Source organism: Enterococcus avium (assembly GCF_002891025.1).
GTDB lineage: Bacteria > Bacillota > Bacilli > Lactobacillales > Enterococcaceae > Enterococcus_A > Enterococcus_A avium.
The window spans coordinates 1-17,647 of record NZ_NBSL01000001.1 but is presented as its reverse complement, the minus strand read 5'-3'; the positions used below and the strand labels follow the sequence as shown (position 1 = coordinate 17,647).

12 protein-coding genes and 16 pseudogenes are annotated in these 17,647 nt (G+C 38.5%); 13 read left to right on the top strand and 15 right to left on the bottom strand.

What is annotated here, in order from left to right:
- The 4 genes and pseudogenes from AUF14_RS22705 to AUF14_RS00115 all read left to right on the top strand — a co-directional run.
- Positions 1–196, top strand: a pseudogene (locus AUF14_RS22705) (ABC transporter ATP-binding protein); the annotation flags it as partial.
- A 1-nt stretch (position 197) separates the two neighbouring features.
- Positions 198–566, top strand: a complete 369-nt coding sequence (locus AUF14_RS22700) for a hypothetical protein (protein ID WP_227656315.1) — start codon at positions 198–200, stop codon at positions 564–566.
- A gap of 118 nt (positions 567–684) precedes the next feature.
- A complete protein-coding gene (locus AUF14_RS22695; RefSeq protein WP_227656314.1) occupies positions 685–1,386 on the top strand; it encodes a hypothetical protein in 702 nt (233 codons plus the stop codon).
- A 119-nt stretch (positions 1,387–1,505) separates the two neighbouring features.
- Positions 1,506–1,946: a VanZ family protein gene (locus AUF14_RS00115; RefSeq protein ID WP_227656313.1), complete on the top strand. Its 441-nt coding sequence runs from the start codon at positions 1,506–1,508 to the stop codon at positions 1,944–1,946.
- Between the two features lie 113 nt (positions 1,947–2,059).
- On the opposite strand, the pseudogene ffh reads toward AUF14_RS00115, so the two are convergent.
- From ffh to AUF14_RS00100, 3 pseudogenes are all read right to left on the bottom strand, one after another.
- Positions 2,060–3,531, bottom strand: a pseudogene (gene ffh, locus AUF14_RS00110) (signal recognition particle protein).
- 15 nt (positions 3,532–3,546) lie between these two features.
- A pseudogene (locus tag AUF14_RS00105) lies at positions 3,547–3,884 on the bottom strand (putative DNA-binding protein).
- Positions 3,884–4,344: pseudogene (locus AUF14_RS00100) on the bottom strand (DUF523 domain-containing protein). The pseudogenes AUF14_RS00105 and AUF14_RS00100 overlap by 1 nt, the downstream one beginning before the upstream one ends.
- Before the next feature lie 118 nt (positions 4,345–4,462).
- Here AUF14_RS00100 and AUF14_RS00095 point away from each other — a divergent pair.
- Positions 4,463–5,158 carry a response regulator transcription factor gene (locus AUF14_RS00095; RefSeq protein WP_016180729.1) on the top strand — a complete coding sequence of 232 codons (696 nt, stop codon included), beginning with the start codon at positions 4,463–4,465 and terminating at the stop codon, positions 5,156–5,158.
- Positions 5,155–6,884: pseudogene (locus AUF14_RS00090) on the top strand (ATP-binding protein). The gene AUF14_RS00095 and the pseudogene AUF14_RS00090 overlap by 4 nt, the downstream one beginning before the upstream one ends.
- A 124-nt stretch (positions 6,885–7,008) precedes the next feature.
- Here the strand turns inward: AUF14_RS00090 and tnpA are convergent.
- The 5 genes and pseudogenes from tnpA to AUF14_RS22685 all read right to left on the bottom strand — a co-directional run bounded on the left by tnpA (position 7,009) and on the right by AUF14_RS22685 (position 9,792).
- Complete coding sequence (tnpA, locus tag AUF14_RS00085; RefSeq protein WP_028020983.1) at positions 7,009–7,476, bottom strand: IS200/IS605 family transposase; 468 nt, start codon at positions 7,474–7,476, stop codon at positions 7,009–7,011.
- Positions 7,477–7,685: 209 nt separating this feature from the next.
- Positions 7,686–8,340: pseudogene (locus AUF14_RS22690) on the bottom strand (hypothetical protein).
- A gap of 353 nt (positions 8,341–8,693) precedes the next feature.
- Positions 8,694–9,048 (bottom strand): annotated as a pseudogene (gene rplS, locus AUF14_RS00070) (50S ribosomal protein L19).
- A 133-nt stretch (positions 9,049–9,181) separates the two neighbouring features.
- Positions 9,182–9,655 (bottom strand): helix-turn-helix domain-containing protein, encoded by a 474-nt coding sequence (locus tag AUF14_RS00065; RefSeq protein WP_227656312.1) that lies wholly within the window; start codon positions 9,653–9,655, stop codon positions 9,182–9,184.
- Positions 9,616–9,792, bottom strand: a complete 177-nt coding sequence (locus AUF14_RS22685) for a helix-turn-helix transcriptional regulator (protein WP_227656311.1) — start codon at positions 9,790–9,792, stop codon at positions 9,616–9,618. Before AUF14_RS22685 ends, AUF14_RS00065 begins: the two co-directional genes overlap by 40 nt.
- Positions 9,793–10,033: 241 nt before the next feature.
- On the opposite strand from AUF14_RS22685, the pseudogene AUF14_RS00060 reads away from it, so the two are divergent.
- A pseudogene (locus AUF14_RS00060) lies at positions 10,034–11,303 on the top strand (ISL3 family transposase).
- A 115-nt stretch (positions 11,304–11,418) separates the two neighbouring features.
- Here the strand turns inward: AUF14_RS00060 and trmD are convergent.
- From trmD to rpsP, 5 genes and pseudogenes are all read right to left on the bottom strand, one after another.
- Positions 11,419–12,151 (bottom strand): annotated as a pseudogene (gene trmD, locus AUF14_RS00055) (tRNA (guanosine(37)-N1)-methyltransferase TrmD).
- Positions 12,141–12,685 (bottom strand): annotated as a pseudogene (gene rimM / locus AUF14_RS00050) (ribosome maturation factor RimM). The pseudogenes trmD and rimM overlap by 11 nt, the downstream one beginning before the upstream one ends.
- Complete coding sequence (locus tag AUF14_RS22680) at positions 12,686–12,844, bottom strand: hypothetical protein (protein WP_227656310.1); 159 nt, start codon at positions 12,842–12,844, stop codon at positions 12,686–12,688.
- Between the two features lie 734 nt (positions 12,845–13,578).
- Positions 13,579–13,780, bottom strand: a pseudogene (locus tag AUF14_RS00040) (KH domain-containing protein).
- A 50-nt stretch (positions 13,781–13,830) separates the two neighbouring features.
- A pseudogene (gene rpsP / locus AUF14_RS00035) lies at positions 13,831–14,075 on the bottom strand (30S ribosomal protein S16).
- A 198-nt stretch (positions 14,076–14,273) separates the two neighbouring features.
- Between rpsP and AUF14_RS00030 the strand changes: the two are divergent.
- Both AUF14_RS00030 and AUF14_RS00025 read left to right on the top strand, forming a co-directional pair.
- Positions 14,274–14,828, top strand: a pseudogene (locus tag AUF14_RS00030) (NADPH-dependent FMN reductase).
- 108 nt (positions 14,829–14,936) lie between these two features.
- Positions 14,937–15,623, top strand: a complete 687-nt coding sequence (locus AUF14_RS00025) for a GNAT family N-acetyltransferase (RefSeq protein WP_102865849.1) — start codon at positions 14,937–14,939, stop codon at positions 15,621–15,623.
- A 33-nt stretch (positions 15,624–15,656) separates the two neighbouring features.
- Here the strand turns inward: AUF14_RS00025 and AUF14_RS00020 are convergent.
- Together AUF14_RS00020 and AUF14_RS00015 are read right to left on the bottom strand one after the other, a co-directional pair.
- A pseudogene (locus AUF14_RS00020) lies at positions 15,657–16,168 on the bottom strand (dihydrofolate reductase family protein).
- Between the two features lie 66 nt (positions 16,169–16,234).
- Positions 16,235–16,670, bottom strand: a pseudogene (locus tag AUF14_RS00015) (DNA-3-methyladenine glycosylase I).
- Positions 16,671–16,801: 131 nt separating this feature from the next.
- Here AUF14_RS00015 and AUF14_RS23250 point away from each other — a divergent pair.
- The 4 genes and pseudogenes from AUF14_RS23250 to AUF14_RS23210 form a co-directional block, all read left to right on the top strand.
- Positions 16,802–17,075: pseudogene (locus tag AUF14_RS23250) on the top strand (GntR family transcriptional regulator); the annotation flags it as partial.
- Positions 17,076–17,173: 98 nt separating this feature from the next.
- Positions 17,174–17,308 (top strand): hypothetical protein, encoded by a 135-nt coding sequence (locus tag AUF14_RS23045; protein ID WP_265331624.1) that lies wholly within the window; start codon positions 17,174–17,176, stop codon positions 17,306–17,308.
- On the top strand, positions 17,308–17,439 hold the full coding sequence (locus AUF14_RS22675) for a hypothetical protein (protein ID WP_227656316.1): 132 nt from the start codon (positions 17,308–17,310) through the stop codon (positions 17,437–17,439). The genes AUF14_RS23045 and AUF14_RS22675 overlap by 1 nt, the downstream gene beginning before the upstream one ends.
- 125 nt (positions 17,440–17,564) lie before the next feature.
- Positions 17,565–17,647 (top strand): hypothetical protein (locus AUF14_RS23210; protein ID WP_321572513.1); only part of this gene is annotated, 83 nt, incomplete at its 3' end.

Below are 17,647 nucleotides of genomic sequence, written 5' to 3'. Positions count from 1 at the left end.
AAGTACCTATGGTAATCAAAGAAAATTCTAAAATGCTGGATTTTCAAGGTCGTGTCGTTACTGTTGTATTTGAAATTTCACAGCAGAATTAGAAACAGCCATCAAAGAATTTGATCCGTTAGTATATGAAGAATTGCCTTTAACTTTAGAAGATCTTTTCGAAGCCAATTTAAAAACACGTAGAAAGGGATTTTGAGATGATCCGTGCTATTATTTTTGAGCGTTATAAGAAAGTACTGATCGCCGCGTGTCTACTGGTGATTGGTGTGGGTGTATTTAACGCCTTAACTGAAAATAAACAATGGAAAATGATTTATCATGAACCTCATGCCAAAGAAAACTTTGAAAAAAATCGCGCTGGAATCACCTATTGGGATGAAAAAACGGAAAAAAATGTTCACTATACTTCTTATCACCAATTTCAAAAAGCTCAACTGGAATTTTATCACTCCGATTCAGGCGGTTTCGAAACACTTGAAGCCTCAAATTATTCTGAGAAAACTTTTTATTATTCAAATTTTTCAACCTATTTTAATGGTGCTTTATTGCTACTCTTCCCTTATTAGGATTCTTGCTCTTCTTTATTGATCAGAAAACAGCTTTTAATCACTATCTTTTTTCATTAGGATGCTCACGAAAGATTCTATTTCAGAGTAAAATTCTCTATGTCGCCCTTCCTTTTTATTGGTAACCCTGATTAGTCAATTTGTGTACGCCTTGCTGATCCATGCGCTGATTCCAGCTCCTTATATGAATGCGACCTTAGGACAATTAGTTACTTCTATAATTAGTCATTCTTCATTACTCTTTTTTTTATTTTGTGCAGGTACTTTTATTGGGTCTATGGTTGGAAATGTATTTTTTGGTCCCTTGACCTTATTTGTATTTCTCTTTTTGAGGAGTTGGCTGCCAAATGCGATCTATTCATTGAGTGACATTATAAACTTAGTAAAAGGATCAAGTCATTCCTCATTACCAAGAACTTTATTTGTTGATTCGGTTGGAAAAAACGGTGGCAATATGTTGGTAAACTGTATTTTGGTTGTCGTTGGTCTGCTTTTAATTTTTTGGACCTATCAAAAATTCCAGTCATTATCATTAGAAAACGATAATGCCTATTTGCTTCATAAAGAATCGCGCTGGCCGATCTGGGGAATGATGACGCTGTTTACTTCCTTTGTTCTCATTTTTAATTTCTTTAATCCTTGGATGATCTTTTTGACTAACCGAATGAGTCGGATCGATACGTCAATTAGCCAACCGATTCTATCGACTGTCCTAGTTACTCTAATCGTCGCCGGAATCTGTGGCCTTATACTGTTTTTCGGCGAAGTGACGAAACATCTAGCAAAGACTCTTAACAAGTTCAATCATCAAATGAGGTGATTCTATGGGTGTTTTAGATATTTTTTTCTCTTTATCGAATCGGATGTGTCTTTCTACCTTGTCTGATTTATCAATATTTTTCGCTGAGAAAGAAACAGGAGAAAATTTTCATTTCATCAATGCTTTGGCGTTTTATTTTCTTATTTTATCTCTATCTGGTGATTGACGTGACCGGTGTCGGTACGTTGGAAGACCTTTTAAGTTATCCAGAATTGATTCGCCCCGAGGAAATTAATCTGGTTCCCTTTCAATCAGGCGTTGGTCTGTTGAATCTTTTGAATATCATTATGTTTACACCGTTAGGCTTTTTATTGCCGTTAGTTTGGAAACAGTGTCGCAAACCTGTGGTGTCGGTTTTGCTGGGTTTCCAATTTTCATTGATGATCGAATTGCTCCAATTGTTTAATCGTCGGGCAACTGATATTGATGATTTATTGATGAACACGTTAGGTGCATTTGTCGGTTTCCTAATTTGGTTGCTTTATCGCAAATTATTCAATAAAACTCCGAAAGAAATCCAGTCTTTCTCGCAAAAGAACCACAGATTTATCTCATTTTGAGTCTTGCCGGCGTCTTTTTCCTGTATCATTGGCGTTTCTTTTTAGAGCTAGCTTATTTTTAACTTAGAAAAATTGATTTTCTCTATTATGGAATAAAATCCACAAAATAGCGTCTATCTCAAAAACGAGATAGACGCTGTTTTACATCGTATTTCTAACAAATTTCTTCTATTATTTACGCTTCTTTTTCTCTTCTTGTTTTTCTTGACCATCCGGTTCATCGCCATCTTACCCATTTTGCCTTTGATACCATTGCCAAACATTTGATCCATCCCAGCAGGCATGCTGCCTTTACTCATTTGCTGCATCATTTTCCGAGATTCTTTGAATTGCTTAATCATGCGATTGACTTCGACAACTGAGTTTCCTGAACCAGCAGCGATCCGCCGACGACGGCTAGGATTTAATAAGTCTGGGTTTTCACGTTCAGCAGGGGTCATGGAGTAAACCATCGCTTTTTTACGTTCAACATCCTTTGGATCAACCTTGACATTTTCTATCCCTGGCATTTGACTCATCCCTGGAATCATCTTCAGTAAATCTTCGATTGGTCCCATGCCCATCACTTGGTCTAGCTGCTCAATGAAATCATTGAAATCAAAGCTGTTTTCCTTCATCTTGCGAGCAAGTTCTTCAGCTTTCTTTTCATCGTAATCTTGCTGTGCTTTTTCGATCAAAGTCAGCATGTCACCCATACCTAAGATTCGGCTAGACATCCGATCTGGATGGAAGACTTCTAGGTCGGTTAGTTTTTCACCTGAACCGATGAACTTGATCGGTGCTCCCGTCACAGCACGGATCGACAGTGCCGCACCACCACGAGTGTCTCCATCTAATTTGGTAATAACGACCCCAGTGATTCCTAATTGTTCATTGAAGCTTTGCGCCACGTTAACCGCATCTTGTCCAGTCATTGCATCAACGACTAATAGAATTTCATTTGGTTGAGCGATTTCTTTGATTTGTTTCAACTCATCCATTAATGCTTCATCAATATGTAGACGACCAGCCGTATCAATTAGAACATAATCATTTTTATTTTCGCGGGCCTTTTCCATCCCTTGACGGACGATTTCAACAGGACTGACATCTGTACCCATATCAAAGACTGGCACGTCTAATTGTTGGCCTAATACTTTTAATTGGTCGATAGCCGCTGGACGGTAAACGTCTCCTGCGATCATTAGAGGACGCGCTTTTTCATTTTTAATCAATTGGTTGGCAAGCTTTCCAGCAAAGGTTGTTTTACCTGCCCCTTGCAAACCTGCCATCATGATTACTGTCGGAATTTTTGGTGATTTCTCAATTCCAACCGCTTCTGATCCCAATGTTTTGGTTAATTCTTCATCAACAATCTTCACGATTTGTTGTGCGGGAGTTAAGCTCTCTAAAACTTCTACGCCCAAAGCACGTGTGCGCACTTCTTTGGTAAATTGCTTTACAACTTGTAAGTTAACATCGGCCTCTAATAAAGCGAGACGAATTTCTCGCATCATTTCAGTAACGTCAGCTTCTGTAACCTTTCCTTTTTACGTAGTTTCCCCATCGCAGCCTGCAGACGCTGCGTCAAATTTTCAAATGCCATTGCTTATTTTCCTTTCTATTCATCTAAATCTTGTAAGCCGGTAATTGTTTCGGCTAAAAACTCATCCTTGGGATAATGCTCCGTCACATATAACGCCAACTTATCCAGTTGTTCTTCTCTTACGATGTAATCAGAAAACAAATGAAGCTTGCGCTCGTAATCCTCTAAGATTTTTTCTGTTCTTTTGATATTATCATAAACCGCCTGACGACTCACCTGATATTCCTCAGCAATCTCTCCTAGAGAAAATCATCGGCGTAATACAACTCCATATAATTCATTTGCTTCTCAGTTAAAAGCGTCGCGTAAAATTCAAACAACGCATTCATGCGATTCGTTTTTTCGATCTCCATTACGTTATCCTCATTTCTTGCCAGTTTTCTTCAGAATAAACAGGTAAGCCTTGTCGGATAAAATACGCGGTTGCCACACCCATTCCTTTGATCCGAGTTCCAGAAAAGCTGCCATCTAAATCAAGCTGCTGCCACAAGATGGGCTTCTCTCCTTTAAAACCAGGCCCGTAATCTTCAGCTTTTGTATTTCTTCAAAGGCCTTGATTGCTCCTTGTTTAAATTCCTCTGTCAAATCATTGCCCTCTTTATCTAGAACTTTTGCTAGGCCTTCCCACACAGCGAAACCATCACCGCCCTGTATCTCAGCAGGATGTCTAGGTGTCGGTAAACCGCCTAAAACCTCTGGACAAATCATGATTGCCTGATTCTTCTCAACTAGCTTTTTCAGCTCTGTAATTTCATTTGATCCACCATCATAACGACAAGCTACCCCGCCCAAACAAGCACTGATCCCTAGCATTGTTATTTCTCCCAACAAATTAATAGAAAATAGGTGACAAAACTGCCTTCCCATTATACCATTTATTCAGGTATGGAAATAGTCTTTCACAAATGTTCTTATAAAAAAGGAGACACATATGAAACGTGTATTAGTTGTAGACGATGAGATTTCAATCGTAAAGTTATTGAGCTTTAATTTAGAAAAAGAGGGCTACACTGTCACCACTGCTGAAGATGGAAAAGAAGGCTACGAATTAGCCTTAAATGAAAAATTTGATTTCATTATTTTAGATGTGATGCTGCCGTCAATGGACGGTCTGGAGATTGCAAAAAAACTGCGTCAGGAAAAAGTCGATACCCCGATTTTAATGTTGACCGCTAAGGATGATGCCATTGATCGCATCCTAGGCTTAGAGATCGGCGCTGATGACTACCTGACCAAGCCCTTTTCTCCAAGAGAAGTCCTAGCCCGCATGAAAGCAATCTTTCGTCGTGTAGAGCCGCGCCAAGAACCTGTTGAACACGAGTTTTTAACTGCTGGCGATATTAAAGCGGATTTATCAAATTATCAGGTCACAGTACGAGACAAAAAAATTGAACTGACACCAAAAGAGTTTGAACTTCTAGTCTATTTCATGAAACGTAAAGAACGTGTGATTGATCGTGATACCTTACTTGATCGCATCTGGCAATATGATTTTTCTGGTCAAAGTAGAATTGTCGACGTTCATGTATCACACCTGCGGGAAAAAATCGAGATAGATCCTAAACATCCACAATATCTACAAACCGTTCGCGGCTTTGGCTATAAGTTTCAGGTGCCAGCACAATGAAACGCAAACACTTAGATTATCTTGTCCCTTTATTGCTTATTTGTTTGCTCTTTCTCGGCAGCTGGAAATTAGCCAACCATTTTTATACAAAAGAATTGTTAGACAGCAAGAGGAGTTTTTGAGTAGTAATGGTGAACTAATGATCCATCGATTGGATCTTGCTCAACTTGATTCTAACGAGAATAAAAAGGCGATAGAGAGTTTTTCTAGAGAGGCCAATGATCGGATCACTCTGTTAGATGCTAAGGGGAAAATTATTTTTGACAGCTCCGAACCGCAGCTTTCTGGTAGCCGGGAAAATCGACCAGAAGAAAAATTGTTTTAAACAGTAATATTGTTGGTTCTTCCGTTCGATACAGTGCTACCTTAAAAACTGAATTGCTCTATACTGCTCAACCCATTAGGTCTGGCGATAAAACAGTTGGTATTTTAAGAGTAGCAAAAAGAACCTCCGCCTTTCAGCCGAAAACACGTAACTTCCAGCGAACGATTTTTGTTATCTTACTGCTATTTTATACATTTATCTATTTAATTATTTGCTACTTGACCTATCAACGGAATCGACCAATCGAAACCGTTCTCCCAGTTTTACAGCGGATGTTGAAAGAACCAGAGAAAAGCAATTACGTGATGCAGGATTCGCCGCAATGGCAGGAGCTCTATTTACTGTGAATCAGATTAGTGAACAGTTGAATGCAACCTATGCTGCCTACACATCGACAGAAGAACAATTCTCCACACTTTTCCATGAACTGACGATTGGTGTCTTCATCATTGATACCGATGGGCGCTTTATCATGATTAATCCGTCTATGGAAGAGCTACTGCAAATCGGCGGGATTAGTCAACAATATTATTGGCAGGTGATTGAGGATCATAAGTTCATCCAATTGATCCAACAGGTATTAGTCGATAAAAATCAAGTCCATCAGGAAATCTCGACTAAACCCAAGCGCGATGAATTTGGATATTCGTTTACGCTATATTGAAAATGAAGTCGAGGGCGATCAAATTATGGGAACCGTCTACGACTTGACACATGTTCGTCGTTTAGAAAAAATTCAAAAGGATTTCGTTGGAAATGTCTCCACGAATTGAAAACACCGGTTACCTCGTTACTAGGATTTACAGAAACGCTCTTGGATGGTGCGAAAGATGACCCCGAGCTGACCGCAGAATTTTTGACAATCATGCAAAATGATGCCAAACGATTGCAGCGACTGATTCAGGATATCATCGAATTATCAAAGGATAGCAATGATCTAGCAGAAGATCGGCAAACAATTGAGTAAATTATTTTTTGCACCAGCAAATTGAGTTATATCAGCATCTACTAAGGGAAAAACAGATCACTGTTTCAATTGAGGGCATGGAAAATTGTTTTTACCAGACACGTTTGACTTTCTTTCAACCGATCATAAAGAATCTTTTTGAAAATGCAATTCAATATTCTCCCGAAAAAAGTCAAATTGAAATAGCCTATCATCTAACCGATCAATTAGAAATAACCGTAACAGATCATGGCATCGGTATTTCAAAGGAAGATCAAAAACGAATTTTTGAACGTTTTTACCGTGTAGACAAAGCCCGCGCTCGTCATTCTGGCGGAACCGGATTAGGTCTTGCAATTGTTAAAGAATACAGCGAGATCCTCGGCGGTGAAGTCAAGGTCGAAAGTCACCCTCGCTTAGGCTCCACCTTTACAATTAGATTGCCAAACAAATAATTGACAAGTAACACACCACCCGTGAGAACGGGTGGCTTTTTAACACCTCTAGAAGAGGTCACTACTCGCCTACTCCATAAATGGAGCTTTCTAAAAGACCACCAACCGCTCTTCGCTCGCTACTTTATTTCTTTTTCTTCATTTTGAATGGATCAACGTATTCTCGTTTACTTATACTATCTCGGATTCGATCATCTGATTCTTGCTCTCGTATATATTTTTCAATTGTTTTCTGGTTCAGACCGACTGTGCTCACGTAATACCCCTTTGACCAGAAACTTTTATTTCCATATTTATAGACTAAGTTTCCATGCTGCTCATGGATAAGCGTCGCACTTCTTCCTTTCAAGTAGCCCATGAACTGCGAGATACTTATTTTTGGTGGTACTTTTACCAACATGTGAATATGATCTGGCATTGCGTGTGCTTCGATTATTTCTACCTCTTTCATCTCGCAAAGCTTCCTCAAAATTCTTCCAATATCTTTTCTTAATTCCCCATAGATTACTTTTCTTCTATATTTTGGGGTGAAGACTATGTGATACTTACAATTCCATCTAGTATGTGATAAACTTTTGTCGTCTTTAGACATAGAAAAACTCCTTTCGATAAAAAAAGCGGTTGGTAGCCACTTATTAGTATATCGAAAGGAGTTTTTATCGCTAAAGCTATTCCATCCACGCGTAGAAGCGCGCGGTTTTCTTGTTTCGTACGCTCCGCGAACGAAACTGACTAAAGTCATTAAATAAAAAAAGACGTTCAAATTTTTAGTTTTGAACGTCTTTCTTAAATTTGATACTATTAACTTTTCTTTCGAGATAGATTATTTCTTTGTTTATAAATTTTGATTTTACGATAATCAAATCCAATTTCTTCCATTAATTCCTCCCAAGTTTTATTTGTCCTTCTCAATATTGTTATCGCCGAAGGAAGCTTATCCGATTTTGATAGCTTACGAAATTTCGTCATCGATAAATCTTCTTCAAGTCCTAATCGAATAATTTCTTCCCTAAGCTCCATCAATAATTGAAAATTAGTTAACAAATTTTTCTCTTCCTTTTTTCTAAATAGTGGTCGTACATCACCAACTATTTTTTTCAACGTACTTAGAGAAGGGACATCTCTTCCAACTGCTTTTTTTTCGTAATTACGCTGTGACCGAATTTTTTCATCACTTATAAACTTTTCTACTATTTCAATCAATTTGTCATATGGCATCTTAGTCCATTTTCCATAATCATTTTTTTTAAGTCCAATACTATCTAGTAAGTTGTCCCATGATCCATATTTCTGATTAATGAACCAAATACTTGGTGACTCATTGGGGTATTCTGCTAGCTTTTTTGGTATTGTCTTGTAGATGTAATTCCGTGTTTTTCGATAAAATATTAATTGTTAAAATCAATTTTAAGTCACTTTGGTTCTTCCAAATAATTCGACCATCAATCTTATCCATTAATGAATCTCCTAAAAAAATTTAGAGAATATCTATCACAACACTTTTTATCACCAAAGTATATGTTTTGCCTTTTTTTGAGAACTGACACCTTTTTATCCTAAGGGTTAAAACATGATAAATTCGGTAAATGTTTTGGTATTTTTCGTATTATATTTGCAGTCAAGTTGACTACTAAATTTTGTCCTATTTTGACGACACTGTTAGTCAATATCGGACAATCTAGGGAATATGAGTAAAAAATAGCCCAAAACAGCCAATTCAGGCTTAAAACTGCGATAGAAAAAAAGAAAAAGCCCTTGATATACAAGGACTTTTCACAGATTTTAGAGATTTCAGGAGTTTTTCCGTTATTATCTTCTAATTTCTTTGATACGAGCTGCTTTTCCGTGTAATGCACGTAGATAGTAAAGTTTTGCACGACGCACTTTACCGTAACGAACAACTTCGATTTTGGCAACACGTGGAGTGTGTAGGGGAAAGTACGTTCCACACCAACACCGTTAGAGTTTTACGTACTGTGTAAGTTTCGCTGATGCCAGCTCCACGACGTTTGATAACAACGCCTTCGAATAACTGAATACGTTCGCGAGTTCCTTCGACAACTTTCGCGTGAACGCGAACAGTGTCCCCAGGACGGAATGCTGGGATATCAGTACGTAATTGTTCTTGAGTTAGTTCTTGAATCAATGGATTCATCTTTATCATTCTCCTTATTCCAAACATTCATAGGACCACCTGTCCCAGCGGAATATCGTATAATAGATGAGCTTTACACTCACCTGAATATTCTAACAGAGGAACTTCTATCTGTAAAGATAAAATTCTTGTCAGAAGATGATTATTTCAATTTCCGGCGTGTTTTGATGAAGTGATTCTCCGCAAAATCAAAGCTGTCTTCACTAACATCAATTGTCAATCTGCGGGTAAGAAGCTCATTTTGAGTGATATTGATCAAATAATAGATTCCCTTTTCTTTAATTAAATAGTATTTGCTAGGATCACGCCAATGATCCTCCACTTCATGGATACCCGGAAGCAGTAAGAAATCGACAATCTTTTCTTTATTCGACATTTTTCTTTTACGGTATAACTCACAGATTGTTTCCGCGTTCGGAAATTTTTCTAATACGATTTGATCTTCCAACAAAGCATTTCCTTTAGGCTTTGTATAATTCGAGCGATCAATTGATTGTTTGATTAAGTGATTATCAATCGGTTCCTGATCATTAACTAAATAATCAATGCTCACTTGAAAAAGCTGGGCAATTCTCTTTAAATTATCGATATCTGGAATTCCGCGGTTGGTCTCCATTTGGCAATCGCCTGTCTTGATACCTCTAGTTTTTCTGCCAAATCCTTTTGCGATAACTCTTGCTCTAATCGCAGTCGTCTAATTTTTTCTCCACTAAGCATCTGCTTTCCCCCCACTACCTTTTCTGATTCAATCATACAATTAATCAGTCGGTTATAGGAAGAAACTCTTTGTAGCAAAATAGTTACGTAACGTAACAAGGCTGATTTAATAGCATTTAATCAAACCACTAAAAGAGGGTTCTATAATATTTTGTGTTGGTGGAAAATCGAAGGCGATTTTCTACTAACACTTTTTTCTTCGTTTCAACTCAAAAAGAGACTCACTTTTGGTAAAATTTAGTCGACCAAAACGTCACCCTACCAAAGGAGTCTCTCAATGGATAATCATACTAGAAAATTACTCGGATTAACAGATAAACATTTATTTTTTGATGAAGAATGGCTGATTGAAAAAGAATATAAAGGCGTTCAAGCGCAGTTTATTAAAGGAAAATTGGATGACTCTCCTTCCTGTTGTGAACACTGTCGATCGGTTCGTATTATCCGCAACGGTTCCTATACGACACGCACTCAGATGTTGAAAGTCAAAGAAAAGTTAACTATTTTAGAATTAAAACGTACCCGTTTTCTCTGTCATGATTGTGGAAGGACCTTTTCTGCGAAAACGGACTTAGTTGATGAACATCATCAACTAACAAAGGAACTGAAGCAGGCGATTCTCATGGAACTGTACGAAAATCAATCACGTAAACTAATCGCTAAGAAGTACTTCGTCTCGGATGGGACGGTGACACGGATCTTGCGTGAAGCAACGAAGCATTACCAGCCACGTATGAACTTCCTTCCGACGGTGTTATGCATGGATGAGTTCAAATCAATGAAGTCTGTTTCTGGTTCCATGAGTTTTATTTGTGTTGATGGAACAACCAATCAGCTATTTACGATCCTTGAAGATCGTAGACTTTACAAACTAACTCAATACTTCCTGCGCTTTCCTAGAAAAGCTCGTTTAAAGGTCAAGTACCTAGTGATGGACATGAATGCCAGCTATTGTCAGCTGCTTAAAACGGTCTTTCCAAATGCGGAGATCGTAACTGACCGCTTTCATATTGTCCAACATATCAATCGCAGCTTCAATCAATTGCGTGTCCAGATCATGAATCGTTTTCGAACCTCACACTCTGAAAATCAGAAGAAGTACCGTCGGCTCAAGCGATATTGGAAACTCTTACTCAAAGATTCCACGACATTGGAGCCACTCAAAAGACATTATCACCGACTGTTTAAACGACCGATTAGTCAAACAGAAATCGTCGATGAACTGTTAAGCTACAACGAAGAATTGCGAACAGCGTATCATTTTTGTCAATTATTACGCTATTATTTCGTTAAACGAGATACGGAAGGCTTTCAAGAAACCCTTAAAACAATTTCATCTACGTTACCTCAGTCGTTTAAAAAGAAATTTACGATCTTCCATCGCTACCAATCGGGTATTTCAAATGCCTTTAAGGTGTCCCACTCAAACGGCGTCACTGAGGGGCTGATAACAAGATCAAGCTGATTAAACGAATTGCGTTGGTTATCGCAACTTTTATAACTTTCGGGCACGATCTATTACAACAGGTCTGATCTTTGAAAACTAAAAATATGCGGCGCACAGAACGCGCCGCATATCGGACTAGTTTATTCAAATTTGTCTTCACAACACGATTTGACGAAGAGCCTAAAGAGCCTTGATATAAAAGGGCTCGACATACACTATTGTTCTTCTTGTTTGATCTCTGCTAAGAATTTTTCCATTCAGGAGTCAATTCTAATTTTTCCAACATATCTGGTCGACGCAAATAAGTTCGGCGCAATGATTCTTTTAATTGCCATGCCTCATCAAACGATGATTGCCGTTCATTAAAACTTCTGGAACTTTCATCCCCGCAAATTCAGCTGGTCGCGTATATTGCGGATGCTCCAGCAACCTGTGGAGTGAGAATCTGTTTTTGCCGAAATCTGATTGCCTAACATTCTGGTAACAGACGAACAGTTGCATCGATCATTACAACAGCGCCAAGTTCACCGCCAGTTAAAACATAATCGCCTAGTGAAACCTCATCAGTTACTAGCGAGCGAATGCGCTCATCATAGCCTTCATAATGTCCACAAATGAAGACTAATTGCTCCTCCTGTGAAAATTCCTCCGCATATTTTGATTGAAAGGTTTTCCGGCAGGATCAAGTAAAATAACTCTTTTTTTCTGCTCACCGGTTTCCTCTTCAATCGCCTTTAAATTATCATAGATAGGCTGTACCTTCAGCAGCATACCTGCGCCTCCACCATATGGATAATCGTCGACTTGCATATGTTTATTCCCCGAATACGCTCGAAAATCATGGACATTGATCTCCAGTAACCCTTTCTCAATGGCCTTGCCGATGATCGATTCTCCCAGCGGACCTTCAACCATTTTTGGAAAAAGTGTCAGTACATCAATTCGCATCATCCAACAACCCTTCTGGAATTTCAACATGGACGATTCCTTCCGTTAAATCAATGTCTTTAACGACTGATTCGATGTAAGGAATTAATGCATCTTTTTGCCCTTTACGCTTAACTACCCAGACATCATTGGCTCCAGGAGATAAAATTTCCGTAATCTTGCCGATTTCCTTATCGTCTTCATCTACAACCGTTAATCCGATGATCTCATGGTAGTAATATTCATGTTCATCCAATTCCCTCAGCTGTTTTCTGAGATTTTCAGAATGCCGTCGCGAAAGGATTCAACATCATTGATATTTGGATAGCCTTCAAAGCTAAGCAAATCAAAATTTTTTATGTCGGCGATAACTTCGATGGTTAGTGGAAGAACATCTTGCTTTTCGCGAAATAAGAAAAGCTGCTCCCCTACTTGGTAACGTTCCTCCGTAAAATCAGTCGTAGAAATCACGCGAACTTCACCGCGAATTCCGTGAGTATTGACGATTTTTCCAACTTTGTAATAATTGTCACGTAGTTTCCTCTTTCTTTTCATCTATTTTGCCATTGAGACAGCCATTTTCAAGGCACTCATTGAATCGTTATTCATGATTGTGTATACTGTTTGATTGTTTTGCCAAACCACACGATTGGATTGATAATCACCTTTAGCCACACGTAATGAGATCTGGCCAGCATCATACGGAACTGGCAAGAAAGCTTCCTCTAATATTCAACTGTTTGTTTGCTAATGGAACAGGATCTTCTTGTTCAAGATTGTTTGCCTGTACAGCCAAGCTCCAATTGCCTTCTTTCCACATAACAAACTAGACCCGGCACCAGCACTTCGGTAACCTGTGATAGTATGACCTAGATCAACTGTTGACCATTTGCATATAAGTCTGACCAACTTCATTTTTGCAGTTTCCTTTGAGTCAAAGGACTGGCGCTGGAAATAAGCCACGGGTGTCTGATTTTCAACGATGGATCATTAAAGGGGGTTGCTTCATTTACAATATAAAAATGATCTTCAAAATACCTTGCTCTTCAGAAGCGCTGATTCCAATCTCCTTCCCGCTGCTGATAGTTGCTGGGTCGGGAAATTATCATTTGGATAATTTGCCTTTAATTCATCGATTGCCGCCATCCATGATTGCCGTGAGTGGAATCTGTACCAGAAGAATTCGTTGCTGCCTTTGTACTTGAAATGGTTGACGAATTTTACTTGAATCACTTTTTTTCGAACTCACTGTGCTGGTATTCTCAGTCGTAGCAACAGTCGATTTCGTCGAGCTATCTTTGAATCATTATTTCCAGAATTACATGCCGATAAAACAAACAATGCACTTAGCAAATTAAATATTTTTTCATGATGGAACACCTCCACCCATAGTTTATCGTACTTCTAATGAAAAACACCCGAATCAAACTGACTCGAGTGTTCTTACTTTATTTACCATCCACGATGTTGAGACGAACTTTTTCGGTCCATTCGTTCGAACACTGTAAACGATCGTACGAATCGCTTTTGCTACTCGACCTTGTTTTCCGATAATTCTGCCGATATCCTCTGGTGCAACGACTAGTTGTACTCAAAGAAATCTTTAGATTCTTCAATCTCTAACTTCACTTCTTCAGGCTTTGTCACCAAAGGGTGAACATAGTCAACACCAAGGTTAGTTAAATCTTGATAATGATCACTTACTTCTTAGCGAATTTAGCTTCGTGTGTTTTGCATGATGCCTTCTTTAGAAAGAATGTTGCGAACGGTATCAGAAGGTTGTGCACCTTTTTGTAACCAGTTTAAAACATCTTCTTCTTTTAATACGACTTCTGCAGGGTTTTCAAAGGATTGTAAGTACCCACAGTTTCGATAAAACGTCCATCACGAGGAGAACGAGAATCAGCAACACGATACGGTAGAAAGGTTTCTTTTTAGAACCCATACGTTTCAAGCGAATTTAACTGCCATTGTATAACTACACCTCATATAATTAATCACAAGATGTAGTCTAACACGCTTTTAGTTAGCTGTAAAGAGTTTTTCTTACAGGTTATTTTCTTTCAAAGCATATTTTTTGCACATTTTACTTATTTTTTGTAAGATAATAAATGTAGATAACAACAGCGATCGTAATGATCGAATTAGGAGGAATTATTATGACAAAACAATTGGTATTTTAGTCGGCAGTCTGCGCAAGGATTCTTACAATAAGATCGTTGCAAAACAATTTGCAGAATTACTGCCTGACGGCTTTGAAGCAAAATTTATTGAAATTGGCGATCTTCCATTTTACAATGAAGATCTTGAAGTGGAAGGCTTGTTCCTGAAGCTTGGACACGTTCCGTAACGATGTAAATAGCGTCGATGGATTTCTTCGTTACTCCAGAGTATAATCGTTCTGTTCAGCAGCGTTGAAAATGCGTTAGATGTTGGTTCTCGTCAATGGGCAGCAGTTTTGGGTGGTAAACCTGGTTAGTCGTGACTGTATCCCTGGTGGCCCTGGCGCTTTGGTGCAAACCACGCATTACGTCAATCATTAGTTTTCTTAGACGTTCCTACTTTGCAAAACCAGAAGCTTACATCGGCGCATTATGAATCTGTTGATAATGACGGACATATTGCTGATGGTACGGTTGAATTCTTTAAAACAATCACAGATAAATATATCGAATTCTTCAATAAATTAGTTAAATAATTTCACCAGAAGACTGCGGATACTGTTCTTAAATGAACAATGTCCGCAGTCTTTTTTGATGCACTTATTATGCTATACTCAATTTAGAATTAGATTGGAGGATATCATTTGACTATTACTATTAGACTTGAAGAAGAACGAGATTATCGCAGGGTTGAAGAAATTACTCGCGAAGCTTTTTGGAATTTATATTTACCTGGAGCTGAGGAACATTACCTTGCACACACACTTCGCAAGCATCCGGATTTTATTCCAGAGCTGACCTTTGTCATTGAACTAGATGAAAACATTATTGGCAGCATTTTTTATAGTAAAGCTAAAATCGTTGATGCTGATAACAACGAGTATCCAGTCATTTCCTTTGGTCCCGTTAGTATCGCACCAGAGTATCATCGACAAGGCTATGGTCGAATGCTGAACGAACACTCCATCAATGAAGCAAAACGCTTAGGCTATGAGGCAATCGTACTGGGTGGCTTTCCTTATCACTACCATACATATGGTTTTATTGGCACAAAGAAGTACAACATCTCCATGCCGGATGGAAAATTTTATACTGGTATTATGGCCTTACCGCTAAAGGATGGGGCGCTTGATGCTATTAGCGGCCATATTGTCTTTTCAGAAGGGCTATATCCTGATCCCCAAGGATTAGAGGCTTTTGATCAAACCTTTCCTGAAAAAGAGAAGAAAGATTGCCTTGTCAAGCAAAGTTTGAAGCAGCTGCAAGCGAAATCGATGAACATGAGTATTAAGACAGAACGCTCCTATTCTTTCCAATTTGAAAAGGAATAGGAGCGTTCGAATTTTTTTATAAAGAAATTTCGATTAAGCTTGCTTTAAATGTAGCTGTGCAAACTGACCGAACTGTTCTGTTTCGATCAACTTTAGTTTTTGTTGGTTGATTTGTGGCAAAAAGAGCGGAACGCCCTCGCCTAATAGTATTGGTACGATTTGAATCCACCACTCTTCAATTAAGCCAGCTTCAATCACTGGTTGCAACAAGGCACCGCCGCCAACAACCCAAATCGTTTTCTCTGATGGTAGATTTTGAATAAACGTTATAGGATCTTCATTAACCACTTGAAGATTGTCATCAACGTCTAAATCCGTGTGACTAAAGACAAAGTTTTCCTTCTCTGGATAAAGAATTTCTAACTGTGCATCACGTTTTACTTTCATAGGTTCTGCGTCCCATCATCGTATAATCAATCGCTTGATAAAATACATCATAAGGTACTAGTTCGCCACCTTCTTGATGATACAACCAATTTAAACCGTTCTTTATCCGCTAAATATCCATCTAAACTCATTGCTCCGTAGAATACTGCGTGTGCCATCTAATCCCACCTCTTTCTTCATTCATTTTATCAAGTGGCAAGACCAATTCAACTTTATTGCCTATCTTAGTCGTTTTGCTTCATCCCAGTGTTCAGCTCTTCATATCGGAAACATGCCATCTCATGATCGTTTACAATTCCAACTGCCTGTAAAAAGCATAAATCGTGTACTGCCGACAAATTTAAAGCCGCGTTTCTTTAAATCTTTGGCAATTCGGTCAGACAGCTCTGTTTTCGCCGGTACTTCTGAAGCATTTTTATCTTATTATCTACCACTTGATGGTCGGTAAAGCCCCATAAATAATCAGAAAGCTGACTCCCTCAGCTTGCATCGCTAGTATCTTTTGCGCATTGTTGATCGCCGCTTCGATTTTTCGACGATTGCGAATAATTCCTGCATCCTGCGAAAAAAGACGTTGATCATCGTATTCTGGCGTACCCCATACCGTATCATATACACCTGCATATTTTCATTATTTCCTGACCATTGACACCGATACATCCGCATCCTCCTATTTAAATTTAAAAACGAACATACGCTCCCCTTGAGTATACCAGAAATGAAAAAAAGTCATTGCCTAACTGAAGTGTACTATGTATACATAGCACACGTAGATACATGGAGGTGAGTGTATGGTTCATATCGATAAAAGCAGCCGTGCTTATTACGAGCAATAGTATTAGGAATCAAAGAAGACATCTTACATGGTATTTTACGCAGCCGGAGAATAATACCATCTGTCAGAGAATGGCGAAGCAATTGTTAATGAACCCGATACGATCAGTAAAGCCTATAAGGTATTAGAAACGGAAAAAGTACTTGTTACCGTCAAGGCAAGGGTACTTTTGTACGCGCGATTGAAGAAACCCTAGAGATGAGATTCGTATCCAAGAATTAAAAAACATTTGAATGAACTTGTTTATCGAGGCACGACATCTACAAATCTCGCAGAGTGAATTGATGCTTGATATATGAAGCAGAAAAAAATTGGGAGGTCTTACCATATGATTGTAAAAAATTTGAACAAAAAAATTGATCAGCAACCAATACTCACAACGGTTGAGTTTGAATTAGCTGAACATGAGATGTTGGGCTTGTCGGTCGAAACGGTTCTGGAAAGACCACCTTATTACGCGTAATTGCTGGACAATATTTACCTGATAGAGGAGATATATTGATTGATCAAAGATCGATTTATCAGCGACCAGAATTAAAACAGGAAATCTTTTTTATTGATGAAAAGAAAATTTTTCCGTCTCTATACTCTTAAAAAAATTGCGCGATTCTATCAACTAGCCTATCCAAAATTCGATTTTGTCTCCTTTAAAGAATTGGTAGTGAATGCATGGGCTTCCATGAATAAATTACCGCCAGCTTTCAAAAGGACAGCAAGCATTGTTCCAAATTATTTTAGCTGTGTGCTCTAATGCGCAGTATTTATTATTAGACGAACCTTTTGATGGGTTAGACATTATCGT